The organism is Alkalihalobacterium sp. APHAB7 (assembly GCF_048323755.1).
Taxonomy (GTDB): Bacteria; Bacillota; Bacilli; order Bacillales; family Bacillaceae_F; genus Alkalihalobacterium.
Genome location: NZ_JBLWFS010000034.1, coordinates 1 through 19,805, shown reverse-complemented (window position 1 = coordinate 19,805; position 19,805 = coordinate 1). Strand labels below are relative to the sequence as shown.

The following is a 19,805-nucleotide window of genomic DNA, read 5'->3' as shown; positions in this document are numbered from 1 at the left end:
AAGATTGAAGATAGATTGATCGTGATTGTAACTTGTTAAGCAACTTTAATGACTTTCTTTTCCTCTAACATTGAATTTCCTGATTTTCTCATAAACAGTTGGCGTAAATACGGTAATACCCAACGGTCTCCACCGTAACGACCTGCATTGGCTCCTGCCGCTAAGATAAACATTGAGATTAGTAACATCCAAGGATTAGTTGAAATCGTTCCGGCAAACATAAAGGCAAAGTTCATCATAACCCCAAAGAATGCAGCTGCAGTTGTTAAAACTCCAAGGATAAGTCCTAAACCAACGAGGAATTCTCCCCATGCCACCATAAAACTAAATATCTCAGCGTTCGGTATTGCAAATCTTTCTAGAAATGCAACGTAATTCGGATAGATCATCGCCTCTCCCTGTAATACAGGATTAGATACGGAACCTTGCAAATAACCACCAGCATGAAAATCTCCAGTAATCTTTGACCAGCCAGCTGTTAACCATGCCCATCCTAGATAAACGCGTAAGAATAAAAGGATCCCCGCTGAAATTGAATGATTTCTAAGAAACTGACCAAACATGTTTATTCCTCCTCTAGGCTGTTGTTTACATTTCACCTGGTCGCGACAAGTTTGAATGCTCTGTTTGTGAAGTGTTTCACATTTTATATAATAAAGCACTATTTGACCTGTGTCTACAAGTTTGCTCACTTTTTCACAAACTGTTCAAAAAAAATCCCTCTACTAGAGTTCTAAAGCCCCAGTACTTCCCTACCCTCGCCTTTTAGGTCGCCCCTTTCTTTTTCATTTTCCTCCATTACCTTGAAAAAGAAAGGGACATTTCTGGATGGTGATTGCTTCACCGGCTCTAGTTCAATATCAACTGGCTATACTGAAGTAGTGAAATAAAGTTTTAGTATAAGTTCGGCACTCTACTTTTAAACACAGGAACATTATGACGAACCTCTTTTACATCTTTTAATTGCAAATTCGCTGTGATCGTTTCTTCTTTGTCCTGCGTTCCTTGAGCGACTGTATCTCCCCAAGGATTAATAACGAGTGAGCGCCCGCAAAATTCAACTCCGTCATACGTGCCCACTCGGTTGGATGACACAACGTACATTTGATTTTCAATCGCTCTGGCTTGTTGTAATGTCGTCCAATGACTTTGACGCGCTTCTGGCCATTCAGCAACGATAAATAGCACTTCAGTTCCTGCTAAAGCTAGCGAGCGAGCCAGTTCCGGAAAACGTAGGTCATAACAAATGATGACACCTACTTTAACGCCATCGAGTTCAAATGATTGAACTCTTTCCTGACCGCCTGCTAAATATAGATGTTCATTTAACATCGGAACGAGATGGATCTTATCATACTGATGAACTTGTTCACCGCTTCGATTAAATACGAGTGCTCGATTGTAAATGTTATCTCCCTCTTTTGTTGCGATAGAGCCCCCAACGACATTTACTGCGTATTGCTTAGCGAGCTCACTTAATAGGGTGGCTGTTTGTTTCTGATCATTTTCTGCGACTTGATCTAAAGAAGTTAATGTATAAGCTGTTGTCCACATTTCCGGCAGGACAACGACATCCGGCTTTTCTTCTTGGCTTGCTGCTTGTTCGAACCACTGTTTTACTTTTTTGTGGTTTTCTTCAGGGGCACCTGGAATAATATCCATTTGGTAAATCGCAATTTTCATTAGTAAAGGCCTCCCATTCTACTTAAAGAGTTCAAGTTTTTTAATCCGTTCCACTGCTTCTAATAACCGATATTCTTCTTCTAAAAGGCCGACTCGAACGTAGCCTTCCCCACTTTCTCCAAATCCTCGACCTGGTGCAACAGCTATATGCGCTTCGTACAACAGGATGTCGGCAAATTCTTCAGAACTCATTCCTTCTGGACACGGTAACCAAGCAAAGAATGAACCGCTTGGGGCTGTTACCTTCCAACCGATCGACTGTAACCCTTCAATTAGGACGTTGCGACGTCCTTCATATTTTTTCACTAACTCATCGACGCATGTTTGCGGACTAAGAAGGGCGGTAGCTGCTGCCTGCTGGATCGCTCCAAACAAGCTGACATACATATGATCCTGGTAAAGGTTAAGCATTTCAATCACTGAAGCATTCCCAACCGCAAAAGCGACACGCCACCCTGCCATATTATATGTCTTCGATAATGTATAAATTTCAATTCCTATTTCTTTTGCTCCTTCGGATTGAAGAAAGCTTACTGGCTTTTGCCCATCAAAACCGATACCACCATAAGCAAAATCATGAACGACACAAAAATCATTCTGTTTTGCGAAGGTTACCGTTTCATCGTAGAATTCCTTTGAAGCAGTTGCACCGGTTGGATTGTTCGGATAGTTTAAGAACATCAGCTTCGCTTGCTTTAATGCCTCTTCTTGAATTTCACTATAGTTAGGAAGAAAACCGTTCTCTTTCTTTAGGGGCATCATTTCCATTCTGCCTCCAGCAAGAGCAACACCTGACCAGTAATCCGGATAACCTGGGTCTGGAACAAGGGCTACCTCTCCTGGGTTTAATAAGCATTGACTAATTTCAACAAGTCCACCCTTTCCGCCAAAGAGGATACACACTTCTTTGTTAGGATCGAGTTCTACATTATATTCTCGTTTATAAAATTCAACAATCGCTTCTTTTAGAAATGGATATCCGCGAAAAGGTGGATATTTATGATACTGGGGAAGATCAGCTGCCTCTTTTAAACTTGAAACAACATGTTCAGGTGTCGGTTGGTCAGGGTTTCCTTGGCCCAGATTAATAATATCCGCACCTTCTTTGACTAAGGCCCCTACTTTAGCGACTAAACTCGCAAAATATTGCTTCGGTAATTCTGTCATCGTCTGATTCATTTGAAACTGTTTCATCTCTTCACCTACATTTCATTGCTTTATTAAACTAAACCCATCGTATGAAGCATAACCGTTTTTGTCAATGACCGTGTTGTCCCCCACCTTTACCAGTGCAGTGTAGTAAAGGTACCTGGCACCTTTATCAGTGCAGTGCATTAAAGGTGCCTGGCACCCTACACATACACCCTCATATCGAGATAAGAAAAGGCTGCATTCGTGGAATGCAGCCTAAGCGTGGTTTTCATTTTCAGTCTGTTCTTCTTTAAGGCGTTCTGCTTCAAGGCGTTGTGCTTTTCGATACGCAACTCTCGATATGACAATACTAATTTCGTAAAGCATGAGTAACGGAACAGTTACCATTAAATGTGAAATTAATTCAGGTGGTGTAATTAAACCTGCAATTACGAGAAGGCCAAAGTACGCGAACTTTCTAACCTTTCCTAGAAAAGCGGGTGTTACAATCCCTAATCGTGTTAAGAACATAATAACGACTGGCATTTGGAACAGTAGACCAAACGGTATTGTTAACTGAAAGAGAAATGTAAAATATTCATTAATTCCATACATCTCGTTAATCCCTAATTGCCCTGCTAACGTACCGACAAATTGAATAATAAACGGAAACAAGATGAAATAGGAAAATGAAATTCCTGTAAGAAATAATAAAAATGCTATAGGAATATAGGCTAAAGTTACTTTCCTTTCCGTTTCATGCAATCCAGGACTAATAAACGCCCATAGCTGATATAAAATGACTGGAAAAATAATTAAAAATGCACTAAAAAATGCAAACGTCATATATATTCGAAGCGGATCAGTCGGCTTAAAGGCATTCATTGGAATGTCTTGAGCAGTCGGTGCAGTCTGAAGAAAGGTAATAATCGGTTTCGCAATAAATAAACCACCAATTAAAGCGATAGCAAAAAAGACGAAGACGATGATTAATCGTCTACGTAATTCACCTATATGGTCATACACAGACATGTCTTTCTGTTCCATTTAAATACCCATCCTAACTAGTTTTGTTTCTCATTTTTCTTGTTGTTATCATCGTCGTCATCAGCCAAACCTTTTGTTGCATTTTTGAACTCACGAAGAGTATTACCAGCGGCTTTCCCTAATGCAGGCAACTTTTTAGGTCCAAAGATTAATAACGCGACTAATCCAATAATAATTAAACTTCCCGGTCCTAATGGCATAACTTACACCTCCTAAGTTAAGTGGTTACTTTCTATATAGTCATACTAAAAATTACTTTCTAGGCTTATCCTCTATTATAACGGATAATGCTTTAAAAAATAAATAAGCGCTTGTAATTCAACGGATAAATCGATATGGTGAACCCTAACATTATCTGGTACTGTTAATCGTGCTGGCGTAAAGTTCAAAATACCATTAATTCCTACTGAAACGAGTCGGTCCGCAATTTTTTGAGCAGATTGAGAAGGCACTGTTAAAATGGCTACTGTAACTTCTGGGTCTAAATGTTTTTCTAGTTCAGCCAGGTTATAAATTTTAACCCCACCCATTTCTTGTCCAACCTTATCTTCATCCACATCAAATGCCATAACAATCTTTGTATTATTATTTTTTGCAAAATTATAATTTAAGAACGCTGTACCAAGATTTCCGACTCCAATTAGAATTACTTTTGTCAACTCATCCTGATCTAATGTTTTTCGAAAAAAAGAAAGTAAATAATTTACATTATATCCGTACCCTTTTTTCCCTAATGCACCAAAATAAGAAAAATCACGGCGAATCGTCGCGGAGTCAACCTTGACGGCTTCACTCAACTCTGAGGAAGAAACACGCTGTTTTCCCGATGCATTCAGATTTTCTAAGTAACGATAATACAAGGGCAATCGTTTCGCTGTAGCTTGCGGAATTTTAGGTTGTTCAAATTTCATAGATCGCCTCCAAGGTTTCCACCAATCAGGATGTACATGTCATATTGTACACTATTTTTATCTTTCGTGTAATCGTTTTAGACGACTGTTCATGAAGTTGTTGAATAACTTCCGATAAGGTACACTTAATATATCATACTTGTTTCATAGCTTTATCTCTTTGTTACCCTATAAGTAGGAAGGATTATTTTTATGATTTTATTACAATGTGTAAATTTAACCAAATCATTCGGTATAGAGCCAATCTTAACCAATATAAAATTTGAAATACAGTCTAAACAACGTATTGCCCTTGTTGGACGAAATGGCGCTGGAAAATCGACGCTATTGAGAATTATCGCTGGACAAATGTCTTTTGATTCAGGCGAAATCATGATACCAAAAGATGTAAAGCTCGGGTACCTCGCTCAGGACACAGGTCTCGAGTCTAGCCTTTCCATTTGGGATGAAATGTTATCGGTATTTGCTGAGCTTCAAAGAAAAGAACGCACGTTAAGAAAACTCGAAGAACAAATGGCTGACCCTGATCACGAGAATTACGAGAAAATCCTGAAAGAATACGACCTACTCCAAGTTAACTTTAAAGACGAAGGCGGCTACCAATATGAAGCCGATATTCGCTCCGTGCTCGCTGGATTAAATTTTGCCAACTTCGATTACAATACGAAGATCTCTACTCTAAGCGGCGGGCAAAAGACACGCCTAGCACTTGGAAAGTTGTTATTAACGAAACCAGACCTACTCATACTCGATGAGCCGACGAACCACCTTGACATTGCAACACTGGCTTGGCTGGAGCAGTATTTATCTAATTACCCAGGCGCTGTACTCATTGTCTCACATGACCGATACTTTCTAGATAAAGTCGTTGATCACGTGTATGAGCTCTCGAGAACAAAGGCCACTAAATTTAAAGGGAATTATTCAGACTACCTGGAAGAAAGCGCCCTGCGTTACGAGCAGGAATTAAAACAATTTGAAAAACAACAAGAAGAAATTGCAAAATTGGAAGACTTTGTACGCCGGAATATCGCTAGAGCTTCTACGACAAAAAGAGCCCAAAGTCGCAGGAAATCACTTGAAAGAATGGAACGGTTAGACCGACCACAAGGTAATGAAAAATCCGCTAACTTTTCTTTTGGTATTGAAAAACAAACAGGAAACGAAGTATTAAAAGTACAAGCTCTTTCTGGCGGATATGATAACGTTGTATTATTTAATGATATTTCGTTCCAGCTGAATCGCGGTGAGAGTGTAGCTTTAATTGGCCCGAACGGAATTGGAAAATCTACCTTGCTCAAAATGATTACAAAAGAATTGCAACCTCTTTCTGGAACGATTACCTATGGGAGCAACGTTGCTATTGGTTATTATGATCAAGAACAAGCGAAATTAACATCAAACAAGCAAGTCATTCATGAACTGTGGGATGAATATCCACTGATGCAAGAAAAAGAGATACGCACGGTTCTAGGAAACTTCCTCTTTAGTGGTGATGATGTATTAAAAATCGTCTCTGATTTAAGCGGTGGTGAAAAAGCACGACTCGCCTTAGCAAAGTTAATGTTAAAAAAAGCAAATTTCTTAATTCTTGATGAGCCAACCAATCACCTTGATTTAGACAGCAAAGAAGTTTTAGAATCTGCTTTAATTGATTATCCAGGAACAATCCTGTTTGTTTCTCATGACAGGTACTTCTTAAACCGTATGGCGACACGAATTATTGAACTCTCCCAACAAAATATTACGAATTACCTTGGTGATTATGACTATTATTTGCATAAAAAAGATGAAGCCCGTCAGTTACATGAACTAGCTAATGAGGAAAAAAATCAACTGGATGAACCCAAAAAAGATAAACAAAACTTTCATATAGATAAAGAAGCTAAACGAAAAGAACGTCAAAGACAACGTCGAATAGAAGAAATTGAAGAAACGGTTGAACAGATGGAAACAGAAGTAGCCGAATGGGAACAAACCTTATGCGAGCCATCTGTATATGAAGACCACGAAAAATCTGCACAGCTTCAGCAACAAATTGACTCTCATAACGCAACCATCGAACAATTACTAACCGAATGGGAAGAACTGCAAGAATAGATAGGCACCAGTTAAGTCTTCTTGCCTGATAACAAGCACTATAAGGTCCATCAAACTAGTTCATTTAGACACGTTTGGATGGACCCTTTTTAGTAGATATGCAACACCATCGAGTACTTTAAACACTAGTTGCTTTCTCTTCCAACAACCAATAATAACTAGTAGCTACAATTAGAAACATCGAAGTAGCGGCTGCAACGACTCCCGAGTCATTTAATAAAAGTAAGGCTACAGATGTGACGAGCATCGCTTGCAAAATATCTTTTTCCCGCTCATTCTTAATCCAATTTTTTTGTCGCCATAGTATAATCCCCATTAAAATATAGGAAGTAACAAACAATTGGGTCCAGTTCGAGAACTTAAAGATCTTCCAATTCATTTGCAGCTTTCTTTTAATAACATCAAGCATATACGAAAAATCACCGCTCAAAATTCGCTCAAAAGCATATCCAATATGAGTCGGTTTACCATTTATCTGTAATAAAAACAAAAGAATGAGTGAAAAAACTGGTATTGCAACTAATAAAATAGGTAGCCATATCTTCCATTTTTTCATTAAAGAACTATGCTTAACCGCAATAAATCCCCAAGCGATCGCAGCTGATAATGTAGCCCCAGCATTGGTTCCGAGATGACTCGAACCTAACATGTAAATCAGGAACCCGAACAGGATAGTCGTTACGATTAAAAATGTTCGTTTAGATGCCTTCCAAAAAGGGATTAGCATCAGTAATCCAGAAATCATATATACGCCGGCATATTCATTTCCTATTCCGTAATACCTCGCTCCTATAATGGGATCATAGCCCAAATAGGATCTTTGCATTAAAGGTGAACCCATCCACAAATCAATTGTAATAACCGTAAATTGAATAGCCCCTAGTACAACAAGAGGGCATTTAGTGAACTTTAAAAGAATCCAAGCTACTAGGATGGATAGTAAAGTTAATAACCAAAAGTAGTAACCGCTATGAACGTACAAGAGAACCTTCGATAAAAATAAATACCAAATTGGTGAACTGACCGCAGCTAATAAAATGATCTTCCCTGCATTTAACCATCGAGGGTTCGTTTTCTTTCTCCATATTAAAATTCCTACACTTATTAACATTAAAACTAACAGAGTGATATAGCTAGAAAGGATAACACTTCTAGTACTATATATTTTAAACACCCAATTTACGTTTTCCACAACCTCATCGTGATTGTAATATCCGACTGTAATCTCGGACTGATGTAAAGGTGTCCCTGGTAAGCTAGGTGGGACTTTTATGGAAAATGTGGATAAAATGGTCGGAACAATATCAGCATTACTAATTATGTATCTTTGCTTTGTCGTTTGTGAGTAAAGCTCAAATGGATGTTGAAGTGCTGTATCCCAATAATAAAAAGGGCTCAGTTGCTTTTTCTCCTTGTATGCCCCTGAATGCATCATCGGCGCGACTACCATAACATGACGACTACCGTTATCCACAAGACTTTGAATAAACTGTTCAAATGAAAACAAAGAATTTTCGTAACGCTTCCCAAAGTGATTAGACGTCATCATGTCTTTATTTGAAAATAGGCGATGAAAATCTCCCCACTCTACTACAATAAACGATCGGTCACTTTCACCCTCAACTACGCGAATTTCCTCTAATAAGAGCTCTGAATTCATGCTTAAGCCCGCTGGAGCCGCTGCATCCACCTCAACTACTTTCGTTAACTCACCTTCAACTTCACCTTTTTTATCCATAGCAAATAATGATGCATAGCGGACTCTTTCTTCTTCTGATAAATCACTGTTACCGAGTACATATCGTGTAATACCTTCTTGCTTTAAGGTTTCTCCCAAAAACCCTATCGGTGCACGGAATGTTGTCGAATTATTTTTTTCAATTAATTTGTGGAGGTACGGGTGAAGTAAACTATCCTGTGGATAAGCCCCAGTCCATTGTAAGAGAAGTTCCTCGACTGCTCTACCATCAATGTATTCTCCTTTTTCAAACGCATTCCACTGATCGACACCGACTCCCCGAATCCCTGAACTTAATGATACTGTATTGCTTAAGTACGAATAACTCCCTTCAGGCCTCACATTTAAAGCAGAAAAACCTGCTTTTCTCCAGACGTTAGGGTCACCATTTTCAAGTAACCATTCCGCTTCTTCAAAAGAAAAATCAGGAGCAACGATAATTATAAGTGATTTTTGTTGTTCATCTCCTTTCACGTTTGTTGTTAATAACATCATAAAAAACAAACTAATGATGATGATGCAACTCTTTTTCACATATGCTCCCCTCAACTTATGAACAAATTTTCTGACATATCCACACTATTCACAACGTTATGCACAGGGAAATCATTGATTTGTTCGTTTTTTTAAAAGTTATCCCCACTACCCACATGTTTATCCACATTTTTTTATAAACAAATTATATTGCAGTAGAATAAGTTATTCACGTACTTATCCACTTCATACACAATGTTGTGGATAAGTTTTTTCCACATAAAAAAACACGTTTCTTCGTTAGGAATGACGAATTTTGATGTTTCCTATCCTCAAATTCCTTTTAAAAAAAGAATTTCAAACAAAAAATCCCTTCTTTCAGCATAGACTGATAAGAAAGGATTTAAACTTTTTATTCACAGGTATCTAGTTCAAGGCCTGGATTTGCATTGAGTGCCCAATCGGAAAACTTACCTTGCTGTAACAAAATACTAGCAGCTGCCCCTATCATCGCAGCGTTATCTGTACATAGCGACAGTGGCGGAATAATTAATTCCACTTCTGAATTCTCAAACTCCTGCTCTAACCTTGCACGAAGTCCGCGATTGGCTGCAACTCCGCCTGCTAATAGTAGCTGCTTTACTTCATATTCTTCGGTTGCTCTTTTTGTCTTTGTCACTAACACATCAATGACACTTTCTTGAAAACTGGCAGCTAAGTCTGCGGGTTCAATTGTTTCTTCTCGCTGTTTCGCATTATGAAGGGTATTAATGACCGCTGATTTCAATCCACTAAAACTAAATTCATACGAATCTGGATCGAGCCATGCTCTCGGTAAATCAATCGTTACTTCCCCCTCATGTGCAAGTCTATCAATATGAGGGCCTCCTGGATATGGTAAATTCAAAGTTCTTGCCACCTTATCATAGGCTTCTCCCACTGCATCATCTCTTGTTTCACCAATCACTTTGAAGGATCCATGTTCCTTCATATAAACAAGTTCTGTATGACCACCAGACACGACTAACGCCAATAATGGGAACTCCATTTCTTTGACCAAACGATTCGCATAAATGTGCCCAGCGATATGATGAACACCGATTAAAGGAAGATTATGCGCAAATGCCAGCGCTTTCGCAGCATTTACTCCCATTAATAGAGCCCCAACTAACCCTGGACCTTCTGTTACTGCAATCGCATCTAACTGTGCAAACGTCAAGTCTCCTTCTTCCATGGCAGCTTCTACTATGTACGTCATTTTTTCAACATGATGACGAGAGGCAATTTCCGGGACAACCCCTCCAAACCGCTTGTGGCTCTCAATTTGGGAAGAAACGACGTTTGAGAGTATTTCTGTACCATTTTTTATAACCGCTGCTGACGTCTCATCACAGCTCGTCTCTATTGCTAATATCAATTCATCCTTCATCTTTTAACACCGCCCACATGACTAATGCATCCTCTAAATTGTCTGTATAATAATTTTTCCTAATCCCACCAGGCATAAAGCCTAGTTTCTCATATAATCCTTTTGCCGCTTCATTAGAAACTCGAACTTCTAGCGTCATTTTTAATGCCCCATACATTTTTGCAAGTTCCATTACATATAAAAGCAACGTTTCCCCATAGTTGTTTCCTCTATATTGTGAGAGAATTGCAATATTTGTGATATGTGCTTCATCCATGACGAGCCATACACCACAATAGCCGATGATAACTCCTTCTAGCTCCATAATGACATAATGAGCAAACTGATTGCTCGTTAACTCATTATAAAATGCCGTCCGGCTCCACGGAACAGTAAACGCATCTTTCTCGACAATAAGGACCTGTTCTAGGTCATCTACTGTCATGAAGCGAATGCTCGGCTCCGTCATTTCATTTCTCCTTTAATTTTTTGCGCTTCTAACCATTTCACTTCAGCTTCTGCAAGCTGCAAGTATTGGGGAACAAACTCATGGGTATTGCTTTGAGGTTCTTTTTTCACTCCAAGTTGCGCTAATTCAGATGGTCTAGGATTTTGCATGGACAGATAAGGTAATATCGCACGATTTCCGAGTGCAGCTTCAATCTTCTCTTGATGTAATGTTAAATCATTACTTAGAAATAAAACATCTTCTTTCATTTCTTTGAATTGTTCAAGCCAGTCATCAAGCTGTACGAGTTGATCTTTTTCTTGAATAACAACATCTTGCCCGTTACTTTTATAAAGACCGGTATACACTTGTCCTCGTCTAGCGTCAAAAAAAGGACAGATATATCCTTTAAAAAAGCGACCGTTTTGAGCAACTACTTCAAGGCTCGAAACACCAACAATCGGAATTTTTAAAGTCCAAGCCATTGTTTTAGCCGTTGTAACACCTATTCTGACACCTGTATAAGATCCAGGCCCATGAGCAACAATCACTCTTTCTAAATCCCCAGGCTCCATATCGACTTCTTTCATTAATTGTGAGATGGCAGGCATTAAGCGGACCGAATGATTTTTCTTCAAATTGGTAATCATTTCGCCTACTACTTTATCACCATCCGTTATGGCTATGCCCATTACTAAATTGGTTGTATCAATTGCAATTGCTTTCATTTAGAATAACTCCTTACACAGCGAAATGAATCGGTCACCTTTTGGGCATAATTCAAATGTTCGTTCTTCATTTCCAGTATGATAAATGTAAATATCGAGACGTTCTTCTGGTAACATTTCCTTGATCATGCTCGCCCATTCAACGACTGTTACCCCTTCACCTTCAAAATATTCATCGAAACCTAAATCTTCTTCACTATGCTCCAGTCGATAAACATCCATATGATACAAAGGTAAATCACCTTTATATTCTTTGATAATCGTAAATGTAGGACTGTTAATCACACGTTGGACGCCTAATCCTTTGCCAACTCCTTTAGTAAAACTTGTTTTGCCAGCCCCTAAGTCTCCCTCTAACGTAAGTAAGTCTCCAGCCGTCAAATGCTTAGCTAATCGTTCTCCAAACTCAAACGTTTCTTCTGGAGAATGACTGTTCCATGTGTATTTCTCCATAATTTCACCTGTCTACTTAAAATGATTGTAGCCTTCCTTTTTTAATTCAATCAAATTTTCTTCGGTTTGTAAAAAGACTTCTGCTTCACCTTCCATAACTTTTCCTACTACAGATGCCGTAACCCCTTGTTTTTCTAGCTGCTTATGTACAATTTTCCAATCTTCCTCTGCCATCGTTCCAATCAGCTGAAAGTCTTCGCCACCAAACAAAGCCCACTTTAACCGTTTCTCAGGCTGAAGCGAATCAATTACTTCAATAATTGGAATTTTACTTTCTTCTATAACAATTGTTACTCCACTAGCTTCAGCAATCTCATTGGCTTCACTCGCTAAACCATCACTCACATCATTTAATGAAAGTCTACAGTTGGAACGTGCCAAAACACGACCAGCCTTCACTTGCGGTTGCGGCATTTGATGGGATTGAATGAGATCCATCTCTTCTTTTGAGAATTGCCCATTCCGTGTTCTTTCAAATAATAAATGCAAACCAGCGGCACTTGACCCGACATTTCCAGTAACGAAAACGAGGTCACCGGGCTTCGCTTGACTTCTTAACAAACGACGTCCTTTTTCAATTTTACCAATAACAGTCACCGATATCACGAGCTTATCCTTCGTTGAAACGGTATCACCGCCAATTAAGTCCATCTCATATTGAGAGGCCAGCTTCGCCATGCCTTCATATATTTCATATAAGTCTTGGTCATGCCAATCTTTAGGGATTGCAATGGAAACCAAATAAAATAACGGGGTTCCTCCCATAGCAGCAACATCACTAATATTGGCTGCTAAGGCCTTATATCCGATATGAAATGGCGCCATCGTATCCTTTCGGAAGTGAATATCCTCTACCATAGTATCGACACAAATCACTTCATCATAAGCACCATCAATATGATATAAAGCGGCATCATCGCCAATCCCATAAATTAATTCTCGTTGCTTTAACTGCTTTGGTGTAATTTTAGTAATAAAAGAAAATTCATCCTGCATGAAGTTTCACCCTTTTGTTAATCACAGAAAAAAAAACCTTAGGACTGACATCCTAAGGAGTTTCTGTTGATTTAAAATTTGTATCGTTCTTTTTATGTAAGTCATAAACTCTTCAAGTACTACTTATATTACCTTTCAGGTTGTTTATTCAACGTAGATGCGGTAATTATTTGGTTGCGGGGATAGGATTTGAACCTATGACCTTCGGGTTATGAGCCCGACGAGCTACCAGACTGCTCCACCCCGCGACGTTATGAAAGTAATTGGACGATGCTTTTTCTAAAGAGGTCGTCGTTTCCTCTTCTACTGACGCTTCTGTTTAAGTTGCTTCACTGATGTAATGCTTGCTACCAACAGTTATTATAGTTTACCACATGTTATTTCTTTATGCAAGAAACATTAATTTTTTTTACGTTAAGATACTTGATGAAGTTACTTAACCCTGTACAAATAGCATAGCCAACTTTTTGGCTGTCTAAACATTAAATTATCAAATAAAGATAAAGAGGCTAACTTTCAGCCTCTTCTCGATTAGCCTTTAGCCTTGGCAATAGCATTTTCAAATGTTTCAATGATATCTAATTCATCTTCAATACCGACCGATATACGGACAAGTCCTTCTGTAATTCCAAGCTTCTCACGAGTTACATCAGGAATGGTTCGATGCGAAGTTCGAATCGGATACGAAACCGTTGTTTCCACACCCGCTAATGTAGGCGCAATTTTAATCCATCCTAATGATTTGAAGAAGTGCTCTACATTTACAGTTTGGTCCAATTCTATAGAAACCATTGCCCCGTTACCCTTTGCCGAAAGGTCTTGAGGGTAATACACTTTTGATACTCCTCCATTGGTCTTTAACGCATTGGCTAAAGCAAAAGCATTTCTGGACTGCCGTTCCATGCGAATGCTTAAAGTCTTTAATCCACGACATGCTAACCACGCTTCAAATGGACTTAAATTACATCCTAAACTTACAACTTTGCCTCTAGCTATTTCAATCAATTCTTTTTTACCTACTAATACTCCAGCTGTCACATCGCTATGACCACCGATATATTTGGTTGCACTATGAATGACAAGGTCTGCTCCAAACGTTGTTGGCTGTAAAAGATAAGGAGTTGCAAATGTATTATCGATCATTGTAATTAAATCAAACTCGTCTGCAATTACTTTAACCATTTTTAAGTTCTCTACACGTAATAACGGATTAGTTACAGATTCTGTATAAATTAACTTAGTAGTAGGTAAGATCGCACTTTTGACCTCTTCAATGTCTTCAAATGATAAAAAACTTACTTCAATACCTAGGTTATGTAATTCAACCGCTAATAATTGATAAGTGCCTCCATATAAATCTTCTGAAGCCACAATATGCTCTCCTGGTTTAACAACAGCTAATATTCCAGCCAGTATTGCCGACATTCCAGAAGAAGTAGCTACACCGTCCTCAGCCTCTTCGATAGCCGCTACACCTTTTCCTAAGTCCTCTGTGTTTGGATTACCAAATCGAGAATAAAGAAATTCCTTTTCTCCCTGATAGAAACTTTCCATATCTTCTAGATCCTTAAAAGTAAACGCTGATGTTTGATAAATCGGTTGAGCTTTACTCATATTTCTCGCTACATCTTTTGACTGGAAATGTACAGTCCTCGTATTAAATCGTTGCCCCATCTATGACTCCACCTTTATTGATTCTTTTCTTTTGTAAATTTTGTTAACTCCATCTTAACAGTTTTAACGATTTCTTAACACAAATTGATATTAGCAAAACAATGGCTTAACAAAGAGACGGTATAGTAATCATTGTCAAACAAATTCATAACAAAGCAAATATTATCAAAACATAATTTACGCTTTGTTAATAAAACCCAGGAGGAATTTAAACTTATGAAACATTCTTTACGTTTTATCGGCCTTATCATTCTTAGTATTGTTTTTTTAGTTGCATGTGGCAGCAAAGACACGGCTACACCACAAACTGAAACAGCTGGCACAAATACAGACAGTAATTCATCAGAGGTTCAAGATGAGCGTGCGGATTGGCCGGAGAAAGTTCGCTTCGCTGTTACAGGTATTGAAGGTTTAGAAGAATTACAACGTCAGTTTGGACCATTCAAAGAATTACTAGAAGATTTAACTGAAGTAGAGTTTGAATTCTTTGCTTTATCTGATCGTGTTATTTCTGCTACAGCGATGGAATACGGTCAAGTTGACATGATTTTAGCTGGGCCTTCGGAATACGCACAAATTAAATCTGCTTCACCTGATGCAGAACCACTTGCTGCTTTAGAACGTGATCAATACCATACTGTTGTCATTGTACACGAAGATAGTGACATGAAGGAAGTTGAAGATTTAAAAGGCAAAAAGGTAGCAATGAAAGATGTAGGTTCAACTAGCGGGCATATTGGACCGAGTGCGATGTTACTTGAAGAGGGATTAGACCTTGATCGCGATGTAGAAATTATGCTTCTTGGCGATGCACGTATTGATGCTTTCAAAAACGGTGATGTTGACGCTTTAGCTACAGGCGTTCGTGACTTTGCAAAGATGGTTGAAGAAGATGGTGAAGGGCAATACCGTATTCTGTTAGAAGGACCTCCACTTCCACAAGATCCTTTCGTAGCTAGCGGTGAGCTTCCAGAAAGCTTCCGTACTGAATTTGCTCGTATTTTACTCGAGCATCAAGATGAAATTTTAGAAGCCATTTTATTTAGTGAAGATAACAAAAAGTATAATACGGCCAAAATCGTACCCATTACCGATGCTGATTATGACTTAATGCGCGAGACATATCGTGTACTTGGAATTGAGCTATAAATTTAGGAGGGCTAAAATGATTTCGTTGGAGGTATACAACTTAACTAAAGTTTATCCTGATGGCACAAAAGCTCTAAATAATGTCAGCTTTAAAGTTAATCCTGGAGAAGGCGTTGTGCTCTTAGGGCACAACGGCTCTGGGAAGTCTACTTTATTCCGTTGCATTACTAGCTTTGAAAAACCAACCTCAGGAAACATAATTATTGATGAAACCGACATTACTAAGCTTTCAAAAAGCAAACTTCGTCCTATTAGAAAAAAAGTAGGGATGGTATTTCAACATTTTAATTTAATTAATAATTTAAGCGTGTTTCAAAACGTTCTATTTGGTGCGTTAGGTCATACGAAGACCTCCTTTCATACATTTGCACCATTTGCTTCCGAAGAACTTCGCATGAAAGCGATGGATTGTTTAGACCGTGTAGGGTTAGCACACTTTGCTAAGCGTCGTGCTGATCAACTGTCTGGAGGGCAACAACAACGGGTTGCCATTGCTCGCATGTTGATGCAAGATCCGGAAATTGTTTTAGCCGATGAACCGATTGCTAGTCTTGATCCTAAAGCCGGTCGTGAAGTAATGGACTTACTTTGGGAGATCGTTCAAGAACGTGGATTATCTGTTGTATCCATCCTACACCAGATGGACATTGCAATGGAATACGGTGATCGAATTATCGCATTAAAAAAAGGAAATCTGATTGTCGATGAAAGTGTGAAAAAGCTGGATCGAGCCTTCCTTGATACATTATATCATCAAGAAGACTTTGCCGAAGTGGAAGGAGAAAAAGCAGGTGCATAATAAAATAAATTCAAACAAGAAGCTAAATGAACAAATGCCAAAGCGCTTTAAAAAGCCTTCACTCCTTTCCTGGATTGGTTGGGTCATCTTCTTCTCATTTATCATCATGGCTGTTAATAACGCAAACATAACACTCGACCGTTTAGGTAACGGTGTACTCAATATGGGGAAATTCGTTGGAAGTGCTTTTCCTCCAGATGCCTCTCGTATTGGACCGATTATGCAAAGAATTCTAGAAACGTTTGAGATTGCTTTAGTCGGTACGGCTATTGGAGTTGTGCTTAGCTTACCAATAGCAGTCCTAGCCGCTACGAACACTAGTCCACATCCTGTCATTCGATCTGCTGTACGTAGTATTGTCTCAATGTTACGTACCATTCCTGATTTAATTTGGGCGTTAATTTTTGTTATCTCAGTTGGACTTGGACCACTTGCAGGAATTCTAACAATTGCTGTTGATACCATCGGCTTCTGTGCTCGCTTTTTCTCAGAACGAATAGAAGAAATAGACAAAGGTCCTTCTCAAGCGCTGGAATCAACAGGAGCTTCTAGATTTGGTATCATTGCAGGATCCGTTATTCCGATAGGCTTCCCTTCCTTTGTCGGTACAAGCTTGTATGCAGTTGAAAAAGCCATTCGATCTGCTGTGATCTTAGGTCTTGTCGGTGCTGGTGGTATCGGGGTCGAATTAAATACAGCGATGTCACTAAGACGGTTTGATGAAGCATTAATGATAATCATATTAATTTTAATCATCGTTATTGCGGTAGAACAAATCTCAACGGCTATTCGAAAAAAAGTCATATAAGCCTAAAAAGAGTAAGGATACGTTCCTTACTCTACTTCGTTTAACAACCTTTATCCTGCGAATTTTTATTACAAGATGTAACCAGACGGCTACCTCCTGCATTTTATACAATAGGAGGTTTTTCTCATGCGTGTATTTATTATTTTTAGTGTTCTTCTCTTTTTGTCTGGTTTTCAGAAAACCAAACTGCAGTCTAATTTTGAGGAATACGGGTTGTTTCAAAAACATTCTAAAGATGAAAAAGCTGAAAAGGCTGACTGAGCTGCAAACTCATTAGAGCCAATTTATACCATGTAGGTAACCGTTTGTATTTAACCTAAAGGCCCATGAAATTGCATAAAAAGTTAACTATAAACCGAGTTTAGACCAATCAAATAATGACCCTGGATCAGCTTTTCTACCAGGTGCGTATTCATCATGCCCAATCACATGATTTCTATCTCTAATTATTGATGGGTTTCTCTGGAAAATATCATCCAATAAAACGTTAAGCGATTCGTATTGTTCATCTGTATAGCCTACTAATCTTGGATCTATTACATTGTAGACACGTACTGGTATAGCAGGAAACATCTCTTCCCTGGTGCCGATAGCAAGGAGTTCTATACCTATAGAAAATTCATTTAAACTGTCCTTATAGTCAGGGTAACCTTCAAGTTCTCCTGCCCCAGCATGATAAGCGACACGATCTTCTGATACGAGCCGAAACACTGTCCCATCTCTTCCAATCATATAATGTGCTGACACACCATATTCCTCAAAAATGGAATAGATATCATTAGTATTATAAGGATCTTCTGGATTTCTCGCAGCATTGCTTATAAAATGAACCATGACATGGGTGATTGCCTCCGTCCGCGGTTTTGAGTTTTCCAGTGGTAAAAGATAATCTACGGAATCGATATCGTTTCTTCTTGTCTCCTCCGACTGAAGCATCAAATCCTTTTTCTCTATCTTCGAATGTTCTTGCATTACTTGCAATGTGTCTTTTCCGATCATTTGGGATTTTTCAGCTGTTGTGCATCCTATTAAAAATAAAGTTACAATAAGTATATTTATTCCTAAGTTTCTTACGATAATTACCACCTAACAATATTATATGATACCTAAGTATTATATCAAAACTCCTAATATTTTCTATGTTTGTTTAATAAAAATACAACGGCACCTAATGATAGTTTTGATCGTCCATGTTCAAAGGTAATCCTGGTAAGTGGCTTACTTCCTCAAATTTATTACTCGAAGGTTTTTGCATTTAGCTTTGTTAATTGGCTTATTTTGCAGTTTGCTATTTTTTCAGACTTGGCTCAATTTTATTTTTAACTTAATTCAATTTATTTTTAACTTTGCCGAGTTTTCATTCAACTTTTTCGATTTACCGATTTCTCGACATAAACCAGTAAATCCATTACTGCTGCACTTAAATATAGTTAAGCCTTGTAACAGCCAAAAAAGCACAACCCAATTGGATTGTGCTTTGTGCCTAGCGACGCCCCTTAAACCTTTCTTTTCTACGGGGATGTGATCCATGAAGATTTACCCTCGATGCCCTCATGTTGTTCTACGTAAAGAAAGGTTTCCTCTCACAGGGGAGGTGCGATGCATCACATCGCCCCTTTCACTCGTTTGCTGCCTAAAGCTGCATTCCCATATGTTTTTTACTAAGTACTATGACTTGTATATGTGGATGTCTGTTTTTTGCGTGTCTGAGATGCCCTTATTTATACAATAATCATCGTTTTTATGACTTTGGAGCACTGAGAGGCTCTTATTTACTTAAAATCATCTGATATTCACAAAAATTTCTTGGAATAAGGGCCTGTGAGTGCCCTTATTCGTCCAAAAGGGTATTTTGTTCACAAATAAGGGCTTCTGAGTCCTCTTAATACATAAAAATCGTGATTTACCCAACCCTTAATCAATAAAGTCAAATTAAAAAAGCACAACCCAATTGGATTGTGCTTTGTGCCTAGCGACGTCCTACTCTCACAGGGGGAAGCCCCCAACTACCATCGGCGCTGAAGAGCTTAACTTCCGTGTTCGGCATGGGAACGGGTGTGGCCTCTTCGCTATCGCCACTAGACTTTACGGATTTTGATAAGCTTAGAATTTCTTCGTCAGTTTTGCCCTTCCGGTACTCACGTATTTAGATACGATCCGTTCCTCAGGACTTCACTTCCTTGAACTTCTTGCTTCTGAAAATCCTTATTTAATTGAGAGTGGTTCTCTCAAAACTGGATAATGGCTAGATGAATTCA

At 38.7% G+C, this 19,805-nt stretch carries 19 protein-coding genes, 1 tRNA gene and 1 rRNA gene; 5 read left to right on the top strand and 16 right to left on the bottom strand.

The window, feature by feature from the left end:
• Positions 1–35 precede the first annotated feature (35 nt).
• From ACNSTQ_RS20910 to ACNSTQ_RS20885, 6 genes are all read right to left on the bottom strand, one after another.
• Positions 36–563: a DoxX family protein gene (locus ACNSTQ_RS20910; RefSeq protein WP_418201690.1), complete on the bottom strand. Its 528-nt coding sequence runs from the start codon at positions 561–563 to the stop codon at positions 36–38.
• Between the two features lie 331 nt (positions 564–894).
• Positions 895–1,683: a carbon-nitrogen family hydrolase gene (locus tag ACNSTQ_RS20905; protein WP_418201689.1), complete on the bottom strand. Its 789-nt coding sequence runs from the start codon at positions 1,681–1,683 to the stop codon at positions 895–897.
• Between the two features lie 18 nt (positions 1,684–1,701).
• The gene (locus tag ACNSTQ_RS20900; RefSeq protein ID WP_418201688.1) at positions 1,702–2,877 is read right to left on the bottom strand and encodes a pyridoxal phosphate-dependent aminotransferase; all 1,176 of its coding nucleotides are present in this window, start codon (positions 2,875–2,877) and stop codon (positions 1,702–1,704) included.
• 213 nt (positions 2,878–3,090) lie between these two features.
• On the bottom strand, positions 3,091–3,861 hold the full coding sequence (gene tatC, locus ACNSTQ_RS20895) for a twin-arginine translocase subunit TatC (protein ID WP_418201687.1): 771 nt from the start codon (positions 3,859–3,861) through the stop codon (positions 3,091–3,093).
• Positions 3,862–3,878: 17 nt separating this feature from the next.
• Positions 3,879–4,061 carry a twin-arginine translocase TatA/TatE family subunit gene (locus ACNSTQ_RS20890; RefSeq protein WP_216831749.1) on the bottom strand — a complete coding sequence of 61 codons (183 nt, stop codon included), beginning with the start codon at positions 4,059–4,061 and terminating at the stop codon, positions 3,879–3,881.
• Positions 4,062–4,136: 75 nt separating this feature from the next.
• The gene (locus ACNSTQ_RS20885) at positions 4,137–4,772 is read right to left on the bottom strand and encodes a redox-sensing transcriptional repressor Rex (RefSeq protein ID WP_418201686.1); all 636 of its coding nucleotides are present in this window, start codon (positions 4,770–4,772) and stop codon (positions 4,137–4,139) included.
• Between the two features lie 192 nt (positions 4,773–4,964).
• On the opposite strand from ACNSTQ_RS20885, the gene ACNSTQ_RS20880 reads away from it, so the two are divergent.
• Positions 4,965–6,872 (top strand): ABC-F family ATP-binding cassette domain-containing protein, encoded by a 1,908-nt coding sequence (locus tag ACNSTQ_RS20880; RefSeq protein WP_418201685.1) that lies wholly within the window; start codon positions 4,965–4,967, stop codon positions 6,870–6,872.
• Between the two features lie 118 nt (positions 6,873–6,990).
• Here ACNSTQ_RS20880 and ACNSTQ_RS20875 read toward each other — a convergent pair whose 3' ends face one another.
• The 8 genes from ACNSTQ_RS20875 to ACNSTQ_RS20840 form a co-directional block, all read right to left on the bottom strand.
• Positions 6,991–9,144 carry a hypothetical protein gene (locus tag ACNSTQ_RS20875; RefSeq protein WP_418201684.1) on the bottom strand — a complete coding sequence of 718 codons (2,154 nt, stop codon included), beginning with the start codon at positions 9,142–9,144 and terminating at the stop codon, positions 6,991–6,993.
• A 352-nt stretch (positions 9,145–9,496) separates the two neighbouring features.
• A complete protein-coding gene (gene tsaD / locus ACNSTQ_RS20870; RefSeq protein ID WP_418201683.1) occupies positions 9,497–10,513 on the bottom strand; it encodes a tRNA (adenosine(37)-N6)-threonylcarbamoyltransferase complex transferase subunit TsaD in 1,017 nt (338 codons plus the stop codon).
• On the bottom strand, positions 10,503–10,961 hold the full coding sequence (gene rimI / locus ACNSTQ_RS20865) for a ribosomal protein S18-alanine N-acetyltransferase (RefSeq protein ID WP_418201682.1): 459 nt from the start codon (positions 10,959–10,961) through the stop codon (positions 10,503–10,505). The genes tsaD and rimI overlap by 11 nt, the downstream gene beginning before the upstream one ends.
• On the bottom strand, positions 10,958–11,668 hold the full coding sequence (gene tsaB / locus ACNSTQ_RS20860; protein ID WP_418201681.1) for a tRNA (adenosine(37)-N6)-threonylcarbamoyltransferase complex dimerization subunit type 1 TsaB: 711 nt from the start codon (positions 11,666–11,668) through the stop codon (positions 10,958–10,960). The genes rimI and tsaB overlap by 4 nt, the downstream gene beginning before the upstream one ends.
• Positions 11,669–12,121, bottom strand: coding sequence for a tRNA (adenosine(37)-N6)-threonylcarbamoyltransferase complex ATPase subunit type 1 TsaE (gene tsaE / locus ACNSTQ_RS20855; protein ID WP_418201680.1), 453 nt, complete (start codon positions 12,119–12,121; stop codon positions 11,669–11,671).
• 12 nt (positions 12,122–12,133) lie between these two features.
• A complete protein-coding gene (gene thiL, locus ACNSTQ_RS20850) occupies positions 12,134–13,117 on the bottom strand; it encodes a thiamine-phosphate kinase (RefSeq protein WP_418201679.1) in 984 nt (327 codons plus the stop codon).
• Positions 13,118–13,288: 171 nt separating this feature from the next.
• Positions 13,289–13,365, bottom strand: a tRNA-Met gene (locus ACNSTQ_RS20845).
• A gap of 283 nt (positions 13,366–13,648) precedes the next feature.
• Entirely contained in the window at positions 13,649–14,791 is a 1,143-nt protein-coding gene (locus tag ACNSTQ_RS20840; protein ID WP_418201678.1) for a trans-sulfuration enzyme family protein, read from the bottom strand.
• A 216-nt stretch (positions 14,792–15,007) separates the two neighbouring features.
• Here ACNSTQ_RS20840 and phnD point away from each other — a divergent pair, with 216 nt between their 5' ends.
• The 4 genes from phnD to ACNSTQ_RS20820 all read left to right on the top strand — a co-directional run bounded on the left by phnD (position 15,008) and on the right by ACNSTQ_RS20820 (position 17,808).
• The gene (phnD, locus tag ACNSTQ_RS20835; protein ID WP_418201677.1) at positions 15,008–15,940 is read left to right on the top strand and encodes a phosphate/phosphite/phosphonate ABC transporter substrate-binding protein; all 933 of its coding nucleotides are present in this window, start codon (positions 15,008–15,010) and stop codon (positions 15,938–15,940) included.
• 16 nt (positions 15,941–15,956) lie between these two features.
• Positions 15,957–16,739: a phosphonate ABC transporter ATP-binding protein gene (gene phnC, locus ACNSTQ_RS20830; RefSeq protein WP_418201676.1), complete on the top strand. Its 783-nt coding sequence runs from the start codon at positions 15,957–15,959 to the stop codon at positions 16,737–16,739.
• The gene (phnE, locus tag ACNSTQ_RS20825; RefSeq protein WP_418201675.1) at positions 16,732–17,547 is read left to right on the top strand and encodes a phosphonate ABC transporter, permease protein PhnE; all 816 of its coding nucleotides are present in this window, start codon (positions 16,732–16,734) and stop codon (positions 17,545–17,547) included. The genes phnC and phnE overlap by 8 nt, the downstream gene beginning before the upstream one ends.
• 126 nt (positions 17,548–17,673) lie before the next feature.
• Positions 17,674–17,808 (top strand): hypothetical protein, encoded by a 135-nt coding sequence (locus tag ACNSTQ_RS20820; protein ID WP_418201674.1) that lies wholly within the window; start codon positions 17,674–17,676, stop codon positions 17,806–17,808.
• 87 nt (positions 17,809–17,895) lie between these two features.
• On the opposite strand, the gene ACNSTQ_RS20815 is transcribed toward ACNSTQ_RS20820, so the two are convergent.
• Both ACNSTQ_RS20815 and rrf read right to left on the bottom strand, forming a co-directional pair.
• Positions 17,896–18,546 (bottom strand): N-acetylmuramoyl-L-alanine amidase, encoded by a 651-nt coding sequence (locus ACNSTQ_RS20815; RefSeq protein ID WP_418201673.1) that lies wholly within the window; start codon positions 18,544–18,546, stop codon positions 17,896–17,898.
• Positions 18,547–19,514: 968 nt separating this feature from the next.
• Positions 19,515–19,630 (bottom strand): 5S ribosomal RNA (gene rrf, locus ACNSTQ_RS20810).
• Positions 19,631–19,805 lie beyond the last annotated feature (175 nt).

Coding starts and splice junctions, on each gene's coding strand:
- ACNSTQ_RS20880 (WP_418201685.1), top strand. CDS start 4,965: ATGATTTTATTACAATGTGTAAATTTAACCAAATCATTCGGTATAGAG.
- thiL (WP_418201679.1), bottom strand. CDS start 13,117: ATGCAGGATGAATTTTCTTTTATTACTAAAATTACACCAAAGCAGTTA.
- ACNSTQ_RS20910 (WP_418201690.1), bottom strand. CDS start 563: ATGTTTGGTCAGTTTCTTAGAAATCATTCAATTTCAGCGGGGATCCTT.
- ACNSTQ_RS20840 (WP_418201678.1), bottom strand. CDS start 14,791: ATGGGGCAACGATTTAATACGAGGACTGTACATTTCCAGTCAAAAGAT.
- phnC (WP_418201676.1), top strand. CDS start 15,957: ATGATTTCGTTGGAGGTATACAACTTAACTAAAGTTTATCCTGATGGC.
- tsaE (WP_418201680.1), bottom strand. CDS start 12,121: ATGGAGAAATACACATGGAACAGTCATTCTCCAGAAGAAACGTTTGAG.
- ACNSTQ_RS20885 (WP_418201686.1), bottom strand. CDS start 4,772: ATGAAATTTGAACAACCTAAAATTCCGCAAGCTACAGCGAAACGATTG.
- tsaB (WP_418201681.1), bottom strand. CDS start 11,668: ATGAAAGCAATTGCAATTGATACAACCAATTTAGTAATGGGCATAGCC.
- ACNSTQ_RS20890 (WP_216831749.1), bottom strand. CDS start 4,061: ATGCCATTAGGACCGGGAAGTTTAATTATTATTGGATTAGTCGCGTTA.
- tatC (WP_418201687.1), bottom strand. CDS start 3,861: ATGGAACAGAAAGACATGTCTGTGTATGACCATATAGGTGAATTACGT.
- phnD (WP_418201677.1), top strand. CDS start 15,008: ATGAAACATTCTTTACGTTTTATCGGCCTTATCATTCTTAGTATTGTT.
- tsaD (WP_418201683.1), bottom strand. CDS start 10,513: ATGAAGGATGAATTGATATTAGCAATAGAGACGAGCTGTGATGAGACG.
- ACNSTQ_RS20815 (WP_418201673.1), bottom strand. CDS start 18,546: ATGATCGGAAAAGACACATTGCAAGTAATGCAAGAACATTCGAAGATA.
- ACNSTQ_RS20820 (WP_418201674.1), top strand. CDS start 17,674: ATGCGTGTATTTATTATTTTTAGTGTTCTTCTCTTTTTGTCTGGTTTT.
- ACNSTQ_RS20900 (WP_418201688.1), bottom strand. CDS start 2,877: ATGAAACAGTTTCAAATGAATCAGACGATGACAGAATTACCGAAGCAA.
- rimI (WP_418201682.1), bottom strand. CDS start 10,961: ATGACGGAGCCGAGCATTCGCTTCATGACAGTAGATGACCTAGAACAG.
- ACNSTQ_RS20905 (WP_418201689.1), bottom strand. CDS start 1,683: ATGAAAATTGCGATTTACCAAATGGATATTATTCCAGGTGCCCCTGAA.